The organism is Rhodospirillaceae bacterium, from assembly GCA_016712715.1.
In the GTDB taxonomy this organism is placed as follows: domain Bacteria; phylum Pseudomonadota; class Alphaproteobacteria; order Dongiales; family Dongiaceae; genus Dongia.
Map to the genome: position 1 here is coordinate 342,028 of JADJQM010000002.1, position 14,841 is coordinate 356,868.

Genomic DNA, 14,841 nt, shown 5'->3' on the forward strand with positions numbered 1-14,841 from the left:
CTAACGGAAATTTCATCATGTTGCGCGACAGTAGCGCCGCAGCAGAAGTAAACTTGGGCGAGACAATGACGAACTGCCAGGTGACGCAATGAGGACGGTGTTCAGCGAGGATCATCGCCTGCAGGACGGCAAGCATGAGCTGCTGGAAGGGCAGTTCATGAAAGCCCATGAGAGTCCCAGCCGCGCCGAGATCGTGATCGAGCGCGTGCGCAGCACGAAGCTGGGCGAGGTGCTGAGTCCAAGCGATTTCGGCCTCGACCCGATCCTCAAGGTCCATGACAAGGGCCTCGTGGATTTCCTGGCGGTGGCATGGGACGAATGGGCGGCCACGGGGCGCACCTTCGACGCGCTGCCCCATGTCTGGCCGGTGCCGGGCCTCTCGCGCGGGGCGCTCGGCCGCCGCATCTCGGACTGTATCGACGGCAAGCTCGGCCATTACGCGATCGATGCCGGGACGCCGATCATGTCCGGCACCTGGGCCGCGGTGAAGGCCTCGGCCAATGTGGCGCTCACCGCGCAGAAGCTGGTGGCGACCGGCGAACGGTCGGCCTTCGCCCTGTGCCGGCCGCCGGGACATCATGCCGGCAGCGATTTTTATGGCGGCTATTGCTTCCTCAACAATGCCGGCATTGCCGCACAAGCCTTCCGCGACCAGGGCGCCAAGCGCGTCGCCATCCTCGATGTCGATTATCACCATGGCAACGGCACGCAGCAGATGTTCTATGAGCGCGACGATGTGCTCACCATCTCTTTGCATGCCGATCCCAGGCAGGAATTTCCCTATTTCCTCGGCTATGCCGACGAGATGGGTGTGGGTGCCGGCGAGGGCTATCACATGAACCTGCCGCTGCCCTGGGGCACCGATTGGCGCGCCTATGCGGAAGCGCTCGAGATCGCCCTGAAGCGCATCCGGCAGTATGGCGCCGAGGCGCTGGTGGTGTCGCTGGGTCTCGACACGTTCGAGCATGATCCCATCTCGCGCTTCAAGCTGGTGCATGACGATTATCAGCGCCTGGGCGACCGCATCGCCTGGGCCGATCTGCCGACCCTCTTTGTGATGGAAGGCGGCTATGCGGTGGAAGCACTCGGCGTCAACACGGTGAATGTGCTGATGGGCTTCGAGCAGCGGACCTGAGGGTACATATCCTGAGGGCGCAAATGAGGATGGCATGACGCAGGTGAAAAACTGGTTGCAGCGGCCGGCGGTGATCCTGGTGATCATCGGCCTCATCCTGCCGAACCTTGCCTTCCTCGTGCTCTACCAGCTCGGCATCTTCGTGCCGCCGCGCACCTTCCCGATCGTGCTTTATCTGCTGGCGGCGATCAGCCTCCGCTTCCTGCCGGTGCGCGGGGTGATCCTGATCTTCCTGCTGGCGCTTGGCTGCGACGTGGTCTATTGCGCGACGCAGATCTTCGGCCTGGCACCTTCCGAGACCTTGTTTGCGCTCCAGTTCATCGGCCAGCGCGATATCCTGAGTTCGAAACTCTATGTGGCGCTGGCGCTCGGCGTAAGCGGTCTCTTCGGCCTGCTCATCTTCCTGCTGTGGCGCCATGGCGGCCATCTCCGCCATGCCAACCGGCTGCCGCTCCTGCTCCTCGGGCTGGTGGCGGTACCGACCGACGTGGTCGTCAACACGCCGCGCCATTCCAATTTCTGGCTGAGCCTCGGCCGCGACATCCCGTTCGAATCGGCGATGGGGAAATCAGGCTATATCAAGCTGGTCGAACAACCCAACGGCCGCCACATGCTGGTGGTGATCGTCGAGGCCATGGGGCGCTTTGCCGATCCGAAGATCCAGGGCCTGCTGGAAGAAGCGATCCGCGCCGAAGGCGTCACGGAAAAATATGTCGTGACCTCGGGCGTGAACAGCTTCATCGGCGGCACCACGGCCGCCGAGATGCGCGAATTCTGCGGGACGCGCGACAGCTATCTTGGTTACCTCAAGGAAAAGCGGCCGGACTGCCTGCCGTTCCGCATGACCAAGGCCTGGTACGCGACCAAGGCCTATCACGGTTTCACCGGCAAGATGTTCGACCGCGACCAATGGTGGCCGAATGTCGGCTTCACCGAGCGCGTGTTCGGCGAGGATCTGCTGGTGCCGGGCGAGAAACTGTGCGGCGACGTCTTCGTCGGCATCTGCGATCCCAAGCTGGTCACCGACATCGCGGCGAAATTCAAGGCGGCGACCCAGCCGCAGTTCAGCTATCTCCTCACCTTCAACACCCATGTGCCGGTGATTGTCGACCAGGGCTATCATCATCTGGATTGCGCGCATCATGATGCGCGCGTGCCGGAGCGGGAAGTGTGCATCATGGCCGATGGCTGGGTCGAACTGCTGCAGGGCATCGCCCGCGCCTGGGCCGACCCCGCCATGCCACCCACCGAGATCCTGATCGTCGGGGACCATGCCCCGCCGCTCTGGTACCGCCAGGCGCGCGATCTGTTCACGCCCGGCGATGTGAGCTGGTTCCGGCTGACGCCGAAGGGGTGAGGGGGGCGGTCGATTACCCCTTCAGGACCGCCCACCTATTCCCTAACGCATTCAGGGTCTTTCATTTTCGGGCAAAAGCGGGCATATGTTCTAGCGCTGTCAGACTTCTGTAAGGTTTCTCATGCGCGTCCGCGTCTTTCCGCCCCCTTTGCCCGGTTTCCGGCCAGCAAAGCTGCGCAACTCCCCTTTGGGTGAGGTGCGGCGCTATCATATGCGGGCGGTCTATTGGCTGCTGCCCTGGCCCCAGGCGGCCAAGCGGATCCTCGCCGGGCTGGTCTGGCCGCTCATCGCCTTCTACAAGGCCGCCTTCATCCATGCGCCGCGCTGCGGTCCGTGGGTCGCGCAGAATTATGGCATCCCCCTGTGGCGCCAGGTGCTGGCCCAGGTGAAGATCGCCGTCACCGCGCAGATGTTGCCGCAGCATTATTATCTGTTCGAGCTCTATCGACCGGAGATGCAGCATCGCTATCACGAATATCTGGTGCGCAACGAGACCAAGGCCGGCGTGTTCTCGATCCTGAAATGGGATGGCAAGCGCGGCTACATCTTCCGCGACAAGGTGATCTTCGCCGAGGAATGTGCCCGCGCCGGCATCCGCCACGCGCCGATCCTGGCGCGCTTCAAGGACGGCGCCGTGGCGTTCCTGGCACCGGGCGGCCTGCCGCGGCAGAACCTCTTTGCCAAGCTGTTCAACGGCAAGGGCGGCAAGGGCGCCGAACGCTGGGATTGGAACGGTACCCAATACGTGGCGCAGGATGGCCGCAGCTTCAGCGAAGAGGCGCTGCTCGCCCATTACAGCGCGCGTTCGGCCGCGGGCAAGGGCGACATGATCCTGCAGCCGCTCCTCGTCAATCATCCGGCCTATGAGGGCTTGGCGAACGGCGTGCTGTCGACCGTGCGCGTCATGACCTGCCTCGATGAGAACATGAAGGGCGAGGTCATCACCTCGGCCATGCGGCTTGCCGTCGTGCCCGGCAAGGTGGTCGACAATTTCCATGCCGGCGGCATCGGCGCCAATGTCGATCTTGCAACCGGCGCGCTTGGCCCAGCTTCCAACATGGGGCTGAAGGGCGACTCGATCTGGCATCACCAGCATCCCGTCACCGGCGCGCAGATCAGCGGCTGGCGCGTGCCGCATTGGGACGCGGTGAAGGCGATGGCCAGGGAGGCGCATGAAAAGATCGGCGACCGCATCGTCATCGGCTGGGACATCGCCGTGCTGCCGGACGGGCCCTGCCTCATCGAAGGCAATGGCCGGACCTCGGTCGACCTCGTGCAGCGCGCCCGCCGCGCACCCCTGGGCGAGACCAGGCTGCCGGCCCTCATGGCATTTCATCTCAGGCGCATGTATCCGGCCTGGCAGGAAAAGCGCCGCGCACGGGCGTAAGGGCGCGGTTCAGTTCGTCTTCAGATAGGCGCGGCCGCCGAGATTTTCGAGGAAGATGCGGGCGAGATTGTATTCCAGGAACTGGCGCATGTCGGTGTCGACCACATGGTCGAAATAGGCGCGCGCCTTCTTTTTGTCGCCCTGGATCATCGCCGCGGCACCCAGATAAAAATGCCAGTCGAAATCCTGATACTTGCGGAGGACCTCGGTGCCGGTACCGGCGGCGGCCTTCAACTCGGCTTCCGAGCTCTCGCCGATGAGGTAGCTGGCAAGCGGCGCCGGCCATTCGGTGGTCGGCCAGCGCTTCAGCAATTTGCGCAATTCCGCCTTGCCCTCGTCGATCTTGCCGGCCTGGCCCAGCGCCACGAACAGCAGCAGCGGGTCAAAAGGCTCGGTGGGATCGAGCCTTGCTGCGTCGCGGTAATCGGCGATGGCGCCGGCCAGGTCGCCCTTGATGTGCTTCACGGTGCCGCGCAAGGCGATGTAACCGCCTGATTCCGGGTCGAGCTTGACGGCCAGTTCCGTATCGGCGAGCGCCGCGTCGATATCGCCCACGTCGAGATGGACATTGGCCCGGGCGCTGATGGCCGAGGGCATGTCCGGTTCGATCTTCAACGCCTCGTCGAGATCGGCGAAGGCCTTCTCGATCTCGCCCACCCGCATCAGGTAATAGGACCGCTGGACGCGCAGATAGGCGGCGTCGGGCCGTGCTGCGATGACCGCGTCGTAATCCTCGCCGGCACCGTCGAAATCGCCGAGCTCGACGCGCGCATTGGCGCGGGTGAGCCTCGCCGAGATGTTGCGCGGGTCATGGGTGAGGGCGGCGTCGAAATCAACCAGGGCCTGGCGATAATCGTAATCGCCGAACAGCAGCGAGCCGCGGGTAATGCGCAGGCGCGGCAGATCCGGGAAGCGCTTGATGAGCAGGTCGAGATCGGCCATGGCCGCGCGTTTGTCGCCCTGCAGCTTGTCGTCGCGATAGCCGCGCAGCACCGCGCGGGCATAGAGGGCGGGGGCGAAATCGGGGGCGGCGCGGAGGGCCGCCGAATAATCGACCAGGGCCGCCGCCGGATCCTCGGCCGTTTCCAGCCAGAAGCCGCGCCGCGTCAGCAGCATGGGATTGCGCGGCTGCTTGGCAAGGGCCGCGGTCAGATCGTCGATGGCGGGCTTTGGCGCCTTGATGTCATAGCCGCGGTCGGGCTGCTTGTGGGCGGCGAGATAAGCGTCGATTCGGGGATCCTTGGGCAGATAGGGCGCGATCTGCGGCAGGAAGGCCGAGACCGGGACCGCGGTCGGCAGCAGCTGCAGGTATTCGGGCGATTTGGTGTCGACGATCTGCGGCTTCAATTCGTCCCAATGCTCGTTCTTGCCGATGACCGAGATGGCGAGCACCCGCGGCCAGTCTTCGCCGGGCAGGGGTTTTGCGGCGAGGATCGGGCCACCGGAATTCCCCGGCATGGTGGTGCAGTCATGCTGCCAGCCGGTGCTGTCGATCTGGCCCAGCAGGTTGCAGGCGGGATCGACGGTGAGATTGTCATTGTCGTGATCGGCGGGTAGCCCCGCCGAGATGGCGGCGGCGGTGCCGCCCTGCCGCGTGAAGTCGGTGGTGCTCTGGGGCAGCAGCTTCAGATAGTCGAAGCCATCCTCGCCCAGGCACCGGTCGAGCTTCAGCAGTGCCCAATCGTCCCAGCCGGCCTTCAACCACGCCTCGCGCCGGTCGGCGGTGGAGCCGCTGTCGAAATCACGGGATTCGCCCCAGACCAAGGGCCGCGCCGGGCTGAGCGCGCCGAAGGATTGGGCTTGCTTATATTCCGGACCGAGCTCGCCGCTGCCGGCGAAGAACAGCATCACCTGCTCGGCGTTGATGCCGTCGGCCTCGGCCACGACATGGGCCGCGGTCAGCACATGGCAGGGCGAAACCAGGAAGCCGGTGCCGATCGCCGTGCCCGCGGCATCGAGGCGCAGCACCATGCCGACCGCACCCATCGCCGTCCCCGCATCGCGCGGGGCCGGGATTCGGTCGTCGATCGCCTCGGCGCTTGTGGCCGGGGCGTGGGCCGTGGCGAACAGGGGGACAAGCAGCAGGAGCAGGCAGGCAAGGAGCGGATGAGCAGCACGCTGGTTCACGAAATTTCCTCTATTTGCGCGCCGCCACGGCTTCGCGCAGTTGGACGTTCATATGTTCGATGCGCTGCGCCAGCACGCGCATCACCTCGATGCCGATCGAGGGGAAGTCGGTCACCATGCGGAAGAACAGTTCCTTGGTGATCTTGAGGACCGTCATCGGTTCGGTGGCGCGGACGGTGGCGGTGCGCGGCACATCCATGAGGATGCCGATTTCGCCCACGAAGGCGCCGGGGCCGGCATCGGCCACCTTGAGCGGACCGCCCGGCGTATCCACCAGGATGTCGGCGGCACCGCCCAGGATGATATAGGCGGCGTCGGCGGTGTCGCCCTGATGGAACACCTGGTCGCCCGGTTGGTACTGCGCCCGCTCGCTGGCGAAGGCCATGAGCTTCAGCTTGGCCGGTTCGACCTTGGCGAACAGGGGAATGCGCTTCAGCGCCTCGACATCTTCCTGAATACTCATCACATCCATCCCGATCGAAAAATCATGCTGGCCCTAAGCTTCCGCGGTACCGAGCAGCGCCTGGTATCTTGCCCCCGGCCGGTCGAGCTCCGCGGGCTTGCCCGTCTCGGCGACGCGGCCGTTCTGCAGCACCACGATCCGGTCGAAATCGCGGGCGAGGGCCGCCGTGTGGGTGACGAAGACCAGGGCCGCCTCCCGGATATCGTCGCGGATCCGCCCGATGAGCCGCCGCTGGCTGGCCTCGTCGAAGGCCGAGATCGTGTTGTTGAGAATGACAAGCTGCGGCCGTTTCAGCAAGGCGCGGATGAGGCCGGCCTTCTGGCGCTGGGCGACCGACAGTTTCCGCCCGGCTGCCCCCACATTGAAGCCGAGGCCGACCGCGATCACCCGGGGCCGCAGGGCCAGCCCGTCGATCACCTCGGAAAGGACGGCACCGACCTTCTGCGCGGCCTGGGCCTGGCCGTAAACCAGACGCCCGAACAGGATGTTGTCCTGGACGGTCGCCGCCGTGTTGTAGCGTTCCGGATCATAGAATTCGATCGACCCCGCCTGGTCCTTGGGCAGCTTTTCGCGGAACAGGCTGCGGGCCTTGAGCAGCTTCGATTCGAGCGCGTCGTCGATCAGCCCCAGGCGGTGGCGCGCCTCGATATAGGGGAAGGTCAGGGCCACCAGCCGGCGCTTGTCCTCGGCCGGGGCGGCATCGAGGCCGCTCCGCTGCACGCGGCCGATCAATTGCTGGAACCGCGGCAGATCCTCGGCCGAGATGAAGCTGAACTGTTCGAAGAACGGGTGCCCGGCCGGCAGGTCGGCAAAGAGTTCGACCATGGTGACCGCGATCTGCTGGCCAAGCGCGATGAGGTCGTCCGTGACGCCGGCAGCCGCCAGCACACCGGCCAGATGCCCGTTGCCGGAGAGAGCTTCGGGGGCGAAATCGAGGCCGAGCGCCGTGCCGAACAGCACATTCTCGGCCACCGTCATGTTGCGGTTGTAGCGCGCCGGATCGAACGGTTCGACCAGCGGGGCCAATTGCGGTTCGGCGAGGCGTTCATGGACCGCGGTCCTGGCGTGCAGGAACTGGTTGGCAAGGCCGTTATTGTCCTTGGGATCCACCAGGCCGCGCAGGCCGAACTGATAGACATCGTCCTCGAACTCGACGATGCCGAGAAGCTTCATGAGGCGCGCTTCCAGGCTGGCGCGGTCAGGCACGCCGGCCCCTTCATAGTCGAGCCAGTCGGCATGGATGTCGAGTTCGGGCGAGCCGGCGCGGCGCGTTTCATAGAGGCGGCGCTCGAAGGCAGCGAGATGCGACCCTTCATAGAGGGCGGCGCGCACCGGGCGATGCTTGAGGCTGTAGAGGAGATTGTCCTCGAGCGAGATCGGCAGCAGATAGGTCTCGTCGCCGAGATAGGCGAAGCGCCGGCCGGTGATCGATTCCGGCAATTCGCCGAGATCGCGGCCGCCATAGCGGAGATTGCCGCTGCCCGGGCGGAGCACCCGGCCGATCAGCGCCGCGAGGGCCTCCTTGCCGCTGTTGTTGGGGCCGACCAGCGCCACATGTTCGCCGGGCTGGATCTCCAGCGAAACGCCTTCGAGCAGCGCTGCGCCGCTTTCATCGATATAGCTCACCCGCTCCAGCACCAGGGGTGCGGGGTCGATGACATTCTCGGCGTCGATCGCCTGCACCTTGGGGTCGAGCATGCCGGCCGGGGTGAACTGCTCGATCACCTGGTCGTATTTGATCTGCACGTCCTGGCGCTGCTGGTCCCAGTCAATGAGCTCCTTGATCGGCGAGGGGAGATCCTTGTAGGCGCTGATCACGGCGAGCAGCGTGCCGACGTCGAACTGTCCCTGGAGCGCGAAATAGCCGCCGATCAGGAAGTAGAGAAAGGGCGTCGTCTGCGCCAGCATGTTGTTGATGTATTTCACCAGGAACTTGCGCTGATAGAGCTCGAAGCGGATCTGGAAGATGCGCCCCAGCCGCTCGATGATGTCGGCGCGTTCGTAGTTCGAGGTGTCGTTGGCGTGGATCTCGATGGCGCCGTCGACCGTCTCGGCGATGCGCCCGGAGAGCTGGCGCGCCGTGATCTGGCGCTGCTTGCCCAGCATCAGCACTTTCACCCGCAGTTTCGGGATGATGATGATCTGGATGAGCAGCATGGAGATGGTGACGATCCCCATATAGGCGTTCTGCATGAAGATGAAGAAAAGCGCTGTGGAGGCGACGCCGCCGAGATAGGCCGGCGTGATGAAGGCATCGCCGATGAAGCCGCCCAGGGGCTCGACCTCGTCCTTGATCATGGTGGCGATCTCGGCCTGCTTCACTTTCCGGAAATGCAGCAGCGGGAATTGGAGGACGCGGTCGAACAGCTCGAAGCGCAGGCGCCGCAGCATGCGTTCGCCGAGACGCCCCTTCTCGGTATTGACCTTCTGCTTCATCCAGCCGTTGAGCACGACGAAGAACAGATAGGAGAAACAGAGGGCAAAAAGATAGGCGACCTTGTCGAGGCTGAAGCCTTCGCACAGCAGGATGGGACCGCCCAGGAAATCGGGCAGCGGCAGGGTGAGATTCATGAAGGCGGCGGTGTCGCTGCCCTGGAAGGCGCCGCCCTGGATGGCGTCGTTGACGATGCGCTTGGGAAGGTCGAGCGAGACGAAATAGATGCCGAGGCTGGAGGCCACGATCACCAGGATGACCATCTGGTCGCGCCAGGAATGGCGCCAGATATATTTGAATAACCTAGGCTCCATGACCCCGGCCGTCCCCCGCAACTTGTCGCATTTGGTCTCGATCCACGCGCAATGGAAACGAATTATCACGGTCTGTCAATGTCTTGGCGCTGATCAAGTTTGGTTAAGGTTCACCAAACTTTGCCTTCCTGGCAGCATTTCTCCTGTGTCATACTGCCTTGGTTGGCCGCTGGGCCAAGATCATTTATCTGAAGTTCGCGACGTTCGGGGGGATCGGGACGCGTGGAAATGGAAGACGCCATGACCAGGGGCGCCCGCGTCCTTATATACTCGCATGATACGTTCGGGCTGGGCCATCTGCGCCGTTGCCAGACGATCGCCCATTGGCTGGTCGAGCAGAACAAGGACATGTCGGTCATCATCCTGACCGGCTCGCCCATCATCGGCAGCTTCAACTTCCGGGCGCGGGTGGATTTTGTCCGCATTCCGGGCGTCATCAAGCTGCGCTCGGGTGATTACACCTCGCTCTCGCTGCTGATCGACACGGAGGAGACGCTGGCGCTCCGGGCCTCGATCATCCGCCACACGGCGGAAATCTTCGATCCCGACATCTTCATCGTCGACAAGGAGCCTTTGGGCCTGCGCGGCGAGGTGACCGAGACGCTGGAGATGCTGAAGGAACGGGGCACCCATCTGGTGCTGGGCCTGCGCGACATCATGGACGAACCGGCCGCTTTGGTGCCGGAATGGCGGCGCAAGAAGGTGATGCCGGCGCTCCGGGACCTCTACGACGCGATCTGGATCTACGGCCTGCCGCAGATCTGCAATCCCCTGGAGGGGATCGACCTTCCCAAATCCGTGCAGCGCAAGATGATCTATACCGGCTACCTGCACCGTTCCCTGCCGCAGGGGCCGGGCCTGCCGGTGCCGCTGCAGAAGCTGGATGCCCCCTATATCCTGGTCACCACCGGCGGCGGCGGCGATGGCGAGGATGTGGTCGATTGGGTCCTGCGCGCCTATGAGAACGATCCGCGGCTGCCGCATCCGGCACTCCTGGTGCTGGGGCCCTTCATGCATTCCGACCGCCAGGCGGAATTCCTGCTGCGCGCGGCCAAGCTCGACAAGGTCGAGGCGATCACCTTCGATGCGCAGATGGAACATGTCATGTCGCGCGCCATCGGCGTCGTCGCCATGGGCGGCTACAACACCTTCTGCGAGATCGTTTCCTTCGACAAGAAGGCGCTGATCGTGCCCCGGACCCGGCCGCGCATGGAACAGTTCATCCGCGCCGCCAAGGCCGAGGAAATGGGCCTGGCTGCCATGCTGGAAGATGACGGCGTGCGCGACTGGAAGAAGATGGCGACCGCGCTCCGGCATCTGCCGCAGCAGGCGCTGCCCTCGGACGTCGTCGTGCCGGGCCTGCTTGACGGGCTCAACAACGTCAACCGCCTGGCGCAACAGGCGCTGGAACGCGGCCGCCGGCCGGCATCCCTGCGGCTTGCCCAGCGCAAGCGCTGACAAAAGACGTGACCGGCCGCATCGTCTTTCTTCTCAAGGGCTATCCGCGCCTTTCCGAGACTTTCATCGCCCAGGAGATCCTGGCGCTGGAGCAGCGCGGGATTCCCATCGAGATCTGGAGCCTGCGCTTTCCCACCGACAAATACCGCCATCCCGTCCATGACGAGATCAAGGCGAAGGTCACCTATCTGCCGGAATATCTCTATCAGGAACCGCGCCGCGTGCTGCGCGCGCTGGCGCGCTGTGTGGGAAAGCCCGGCTTCGGCCGCGCGCTCTGGCAATGGCTGAAGGATTTGATACGCGATCCCACCCCCAATCGCGGGCGGCGCTTCGGCCAGGCCTGCGTGCTGCTCTCGGAAATGCCCGATGATGTCGTGCGGCTGCATGCGCATTTCCTGCACACGCCGGCCTCGGTCGCCTATTACGCCCATCTCATCAGCGGGACGCCCTGGAGCTGCTCAGCCCATGCCAAGGATATCTGGACCTCGCCTGACTGGGACAAGCGCGAGAAGCTCAAGAGCCTCGATTGGCTGGTGACCTGCACGGCCAGCGGGCATGCGCATCTCCAGGCTCTGTGCCCGGACCCAGGAAAGTGGCGCTGGTCTATCACGGGCTGGATTTCACGCGCTTTCCGGAACCGCCAGCACCTGTGCCGCTCGTTGGCGCGCCGGTCGAGATCCTGTCGGTGGGGCGGCTGGTGGAAAAGAAGGGCTATCCGATCCTGCTCGCGGCCCTCGCGCTGTTGAAGGAAAAGTCCTGGCGCCTCACCCATATCGGCGGCGGGCCGCTGGATGCGGAGTTGAAGGCACAGGCCACCTCCCTTGGCATCAATGACCGCATCACCTGGCTGGGTGCCCTGCCGCAGGAGCGCGTACTTGCTGCCTATCGCCAGTCCGACCTCTTCGTGCTGGCAGCCCAGATCGCCGCCGATGGCGACCGCGACGGCTTGCCCAATGTGCTGATGGAAGCGCAGAGCCAGCGCTTGTGCTGTATCGCCACCGATATCTCCGGCATTCCCGAACTCATCCGCGACGGCGAGACCGGCTTGCTGGTGCCGCCGGAGAATGCGGGCGCGTTGGCGGCGGCAATCGGCGCGCTCATCGATGACCCCTCAAAACGGCAGATCCTGGCCGAGGCCGGCTTCATCCGCCTGCGCAGCCATTTCGCCATGGATGCCGGGATCGAGGACCTGGAACGGCGGTTCAAAAAAGCCTTGGTGTAAAATTAAATTATTACGATTATTCTTCCGTGGGACAGAGGAGGAATAAAATGGCGGCCCGACCCCAAGTCCTGACAGCGCCATTCCTGCGGTCGATCAGATGGCGGGATGAGAACCGGCCCAAGGACATCTATCCGTTCAATCTGCCGATATTCCGGGAGGCCGCTTTCGAACTGCGTTTCACGAACGCGGTCACCATCCTGGTCGGCGAAAATGCGACCGGCAAGTCGACCCTGCTGGAAGCCCTCGCCGAACTTGCCGGTTTTCATGCGGGCGGCGGCAGCCGGGATCACAATTACAACGCACCGGATGCGGAACGGTCGCAACTGGCGCAGCATCTCCGCGCAGCGTGGCTGCCCAAGGTGACGCATGGTTTCTTTTTCGGGCGGATTCCGAGATCAACCTTACGACCTATGTCGAGGAAATGGCGGTCGAGTGGGCGGAGGTGCGCGGCCTATATGGTGCGCGGCATCTTCATCAGCAGAGCCATGGCGAGTCCTTCCTGGCGCTGTTCGAAAATCGCCTGAAAGGCAGTCGACAGGCGCTTTATCTGTTGGACGAACCGGAGAGCGCCCTATCGCCATCCCGGCAATTGCAGTTGATGCGACTGATCCATGCCTGGGGGCAGTCGGGCAAGGTGCAAATCGTTCTTGCCACACACGCCCCTTTGCTGATGGCCTTGCCGGGAGCGACATTGCTCCACCTTACGCAAGGGGGCATTGCGGAGGTCAACTATCGGGCAACTCCGCATTTCGAAATGATGGCCCAGTTCTTTGCCGATCCGGATAAAATGGTGACTGAGGCGCTGGCGGTAGACTGACGCGGTGCCAGACCACGTTCACCCGCCTCCGCAGCCACTTCGCCATGGACGCGTGGATCGAGGATCTGTAGCGGCGATTTCGGGCGGATCTCGGCGTATCCCGCTAGGCGTCACTCGCAGGTAATGCGGTCGAACACCTTGCATTTGTTCCGGGCGCAGAAGCGGCCGTCCATGGTCTCGGCCTTGCCCTTGCGCTGTTCGGTGGCGTAATTGCCGGCCGCGGCGAAGCCTTGGGCCTGGCAGAAGGCGGTGGCGATGCCGCGGGCATCGGATTTGCCGCAATCGTCCCCATCCAGTTCCGTACAGGCGAAGAGCCGATTGCCGGCCGTTGTGAGCGGCGGGTCGAATTTCTGCGCCGCATTCTGGGTCGGGGTCGGCTTGGGCGAGAGCGTCGGGGCGCCCGGTTCGGGTGCCAGGATCGGCGCGCCGGGATCGGCCAGGTCCGGTGCGGCGCTGCGCCCGGTCGGTGGCGGGAAGACGAAGAGGATGTTGGATGCCATGGCATAGACATGGCCAAAGGGGCCGATGACCGGCGTGAAGGTGCCACCGCCCATCCAGAAGATCTCGGCCTGCTTTTCCAGGCTGCCCGCGTCGTAGGTGAGGAAGGAACCCGCGGTCGAGACGAAGAGATGGTTGCGCGAGGCCGCGGCCGGGACGATCGACTCTCCCGGCAGCGTCACGTTTCGCGTCACGGCCGCGCCGCTGCCGCTGCCGCCACCGATGACCGCCATCTGGAGGTGATTGCCGACAATGACGATGCGGCCGTCGGGAAGGCGCGTCGGCACCGCCACCGAGGCCGGCACCCGCAGCGCCGTTCTTGCATTCATGTTCGGCCCGGCGAAGAGCAGCTTGGCATCCGACTTCTCGTTGTTCGAGGTGACGATCGCGGTGTGGCCGTCGGCCGTCACCATCGGCGGCGAGAGCAGCAGGCGGCCGCCATTTCTTACGCGGAAGATCTCGTTGAAACGGCTACTGGTGAAGGTGAAGCCGATGAGATCGTGGAACTGGTTCGACATCAGGATGAAGGGCGTGCCGGCGCCAGGGAAATTGAACACGGCCACCCCCGGATGCGGCACCCGCACATCGGCGGGCAGGCGCGTTGCCGGGTCCGCGACATAATCATCGCCGCTGGGGTTGAAGTCCGGCGCCAGCCAGCAGCTCAAGCCCACGGGCGGGATATAGCACCAGGGCGAGATGCCGCTGCCGCCGCTCACACGGTTGACCTCCTCGAAGACGAAGGTGTCGTCGAGCACTGCGCCGTTCCGGCCGATGGCGAGCAGGCGCACGTCATAACCGTAAGGGTCGGGATGATAGACCGGCACCATGATCACTTCGGCACCATTGGCGCGCCAGATATTGGGCGGCGCGCTGGTGGTGGGGCCGAGGCTGGTCGGGTGTGTCGGAAACGGCGTCTGCCAGGCGAGGTCGCCCGCCGCAGTGAACTTGAACAAGGTCGCGTTGTGGCGCACCAAGGGCGGGTCCACCAGATCGTTGCGCACGGTGCGGGTGCCGATGACGTAGATGGCACCTTCGGAATCGACCACAGGCGAGGCGAGGATGGCGTGGCCGGCAGTGATGTTGCGCGACCATAGGCGCGTGCCGTCGGGCTGGAAGGCCATCACCTGGCCCTGTTGGTTGCCGAGATAAAGTGTGCCGTCGGCGGCGGTGACGGCACCGGCGCCCGGTGCGAAGGTGCCGATGCCGCTGACATTGGCGGGCCGCGCCGCCGGCGCCGTCTCGACATCGGCAAAGCCGCTGTTGGGGCCATCGGCATGGGGTCGTTCCCGGGCGGTGGCGGGCATGTTGAGGGCGGCCGCTAACAGGACGGGGGCAAGCAAGGCTGCAGCGATGGTGTCTTGAAATCGGATCGGCCGCGGTCGCACAGATCGGAAAAGCATAGAGGCCTCCAGATGCGCAACGCCCCCAACATCATCATACAATGTTTACGTGCCGCGTCCCAACACATTGCCGTGAAAAACCTGGGTATGTGTGACGGTTGACACAGAGTCATCTCGCGCGGGGTCCTCTCACGCGTCGGACCCTCGGATCGGGCGGCCGCTATGCTGCAGATCATGCATGCCGACCCTGGGCAATTCACGGGCACCTCGGCGGGGGATTGACGTCGGC

The 14,841-nt window shown here is 64.3% G+C and carries 10 protein-coding genes and 1 pseudogene; 6 read left to right on the forward strand and 5 right to left on the reverse strand.

Translation table 11 applies throughout. The annotated features are described in order from the left end of the window. The first annotated feature begins 88 nt into the window (after nt 1–88). The 3 genes from IPK59_12400 (at nt 89) to IPK59_12410 (ending at nt 3,879) form a co-directional block, all read left to right on the forward strand. A complete protein-coding gene (locus IPK59_12400) occupies nt 89–1,135 on the forward strand; it encodes a histone deacetylase family protein (protein MBK8159521.1) in 1,047 nt (348 codons plus the stop codon). A 34-nt stretch (nt 1,136–1,169) separates the two neighbouring features. Next, nucleotides 1,170–2,492, forward strand: coding sequence for a hypothetical protein (locus IPK59_12405; protein MBK8159522.1), 1,323 nt, complete (start codon nt 1,170–1,172; stop codon nt 2,490–2,492). A 121-nt stretch (nt 2,493–2,613) separates the two neighbouring features. After that, complete coding sequence (locus IPK59_12410) at nt 2,614–3,879, forward strand: hypothetical protein (protein MBK8159523.1); 1,266 nt, start codon at nt 2,614–2,616, stop codon at nt 3,877–3,879. 9 nt (nt 3,880–3,888) lie between these two features. Here the strand turns inward: IPK59_12410 and IPK59_12415 are convergent, their stop codons facing one another. Genes IPK59_12415 through IPK59_12425 form a run of 3 tightly spaced genes read right to left on the reverse strand, consistent with a single transcriptional unit; the run spans nt 3,889 to nt 9,217 of the window. After that, nucleotides 3,889–6,006 (reverse strand): tetratricopeptide repeat protein, encoded by a 2,118-nt coding sequence (locus IPK59_12415; GenBank protein ID MBK8159524.1) that lies wholly within the window; start codon nt 6,004–6,006, stop codon nt 3,889–3,891. A 10-nt stretch (nt 6,007–6,016) separates the two neighbouring features. Continuing rightward, a complete protein-coding gene (locus tag IPK59_12420; GenBank protein MBK8159525.1) occupies nt 6,017–6,469 on the reverse strand; it encodes a cyclic nucleotide-binding domain-containing protein in 453 nt (150 codons plus the stop codon). 33 nt (nt 6,470–6,502) lie between these two features. Next, entirely contained in the window at nt 6,503–9,217 is a 2,715-nt protein-coding gene (locus IPK59_12425) for an ATP-binding cassette domain-containing protein (GenBank protein ID MBK8159526.1), read from the reverse strand. A 240-nt stretch (nt 9,218–9,457) separates the two neighbouring features. Between IPK59_12425 and IPK59_12430 the strand changes: the two genes are divergently transcribed. Both IPK59_12430 and IPK59_12435 read left to right on the forward strand, forming a co-directional pair. Then, nucleotides 9,458–10,675: a hypothetical protein gene (locus IPK59_12430; GenBank protein ID MBK8159527.1), complete on the forward strand. Its 1,218-nt coding sequence runs from the start codon at nt 9,458–9,460 to the stop codon at nt 10,673–10,675. A gap of 8 nt (nt 10,676–10,683) precedes the next feature. Then, nucleotides 10,684–11,897: pseudogene (locus IPK59_12435) on the forward strand (glycosyltransferase family 4 protein). 2 nt (nt 11,898–11,899) lie between these two features. Here IPK59_12435 and IPK59_12440 read toward each other — a convergent pair. Then, nucleotides 11,900–12,232, reverse strand: coding sequence for a hypothetical protein (locus tag IPK59_12440; protein MBK8159528.1), 333 nt, complete (start codon nt 12,230–12,232; stop codon nt 11,900–11,902). A gap of 11 nt (nt 12,233–12,243) precedes the next feature. Between IPK59_12440 and IPK59_12445 the strand changes: the two genes are divergently transcribed. Next, complete coding sequence (locus IPK59_12445) at nt 12,244–12,714, forward strand: AAA family ATPase (protein ID MBK8159529.1); 471 nt, start codon at nt 12,244–12,246, stop codon at nt 12,712–12,714. A 110-nt stretch (nt 12,715–12,824) separates the two neighbouring features. Here IPK59_12445 and IPK59_12450 read toward each other — a convergent pair whose 3' ends face one another. Further along, on the reverse strand, nt 12,825–14,612 hold the full coding sequence (locus IPK59_12450) for a PQQ-like beta-propeller repeat protein (GenBank protein MBK8159530.1): 1,788 nt from the start codon (nt 14,610–14,612) through the stop codon (nt 12,825–12,827). Nucleotides 14,613–14,841 lie beyond the last annotated feature (229 nt).

Excerpts from the sequence above, each read along its gene's own strand:
- IPK59_12450 (MBK8159530.1), bottom strand. The coding sequence starts at position 14,612 with ATGCTTTTCCGATCTGTGCGACCGCGGCCGATCCGATTTCAAGACACC.
- IPK59_12405 (MBK8159522.1), top strand. The coding sequence starts at position 1,170 with ATGACGCAGGTGAAAAACTGGTTGCAGCGGCCGGCGGTGATCCTGGTG.
- IPK59_12400 (MBK8159521.1), top strand. The coding sequence starts at position 89 with ATGAGGACGGTGTTCAGCGAGGATCATCGCCTGCAGGACGGCAAGCAT.
- IPK59_12425 (MBK8159526.1), bottom strand. The coding sequence starts at position 9,217 with ATGGAGCCTAGGTTATTCAAATATATCTGGCGCCATTCCTGGCGCGAC.
- IPK59_12410 (MBK8159523.1), top strand. The coding sequence starts at position 2,614 with ATGCGCGTCCGCGTCTTTCCGCCCCCTTTGCCCGGTTTCCGGCCAGCA.
- IPK59_12430 (MBK8159527.1), top strand. The coding sequence starts at position 9,458 with ATGACCAGGGGCGCCCGCGTCCTTATATACTCGCATGATACGTTCGGG.
- IPK59_12440 (MBK8159528.1), bottom strand. The coding sequence starts at position 12,232 with ATGCTGCGCCAGTTGCGACCGTTCCGCATCCGGTGCGTTGTAATTGTG.
- IPK59_12420 (MBK8159525.1), bottom strand. The coding sequence starts at position 6,469 with ATGAGTATTCAGGAAGATGTCGAGGCGCTGAAGCGCATTCCCCTGTTC.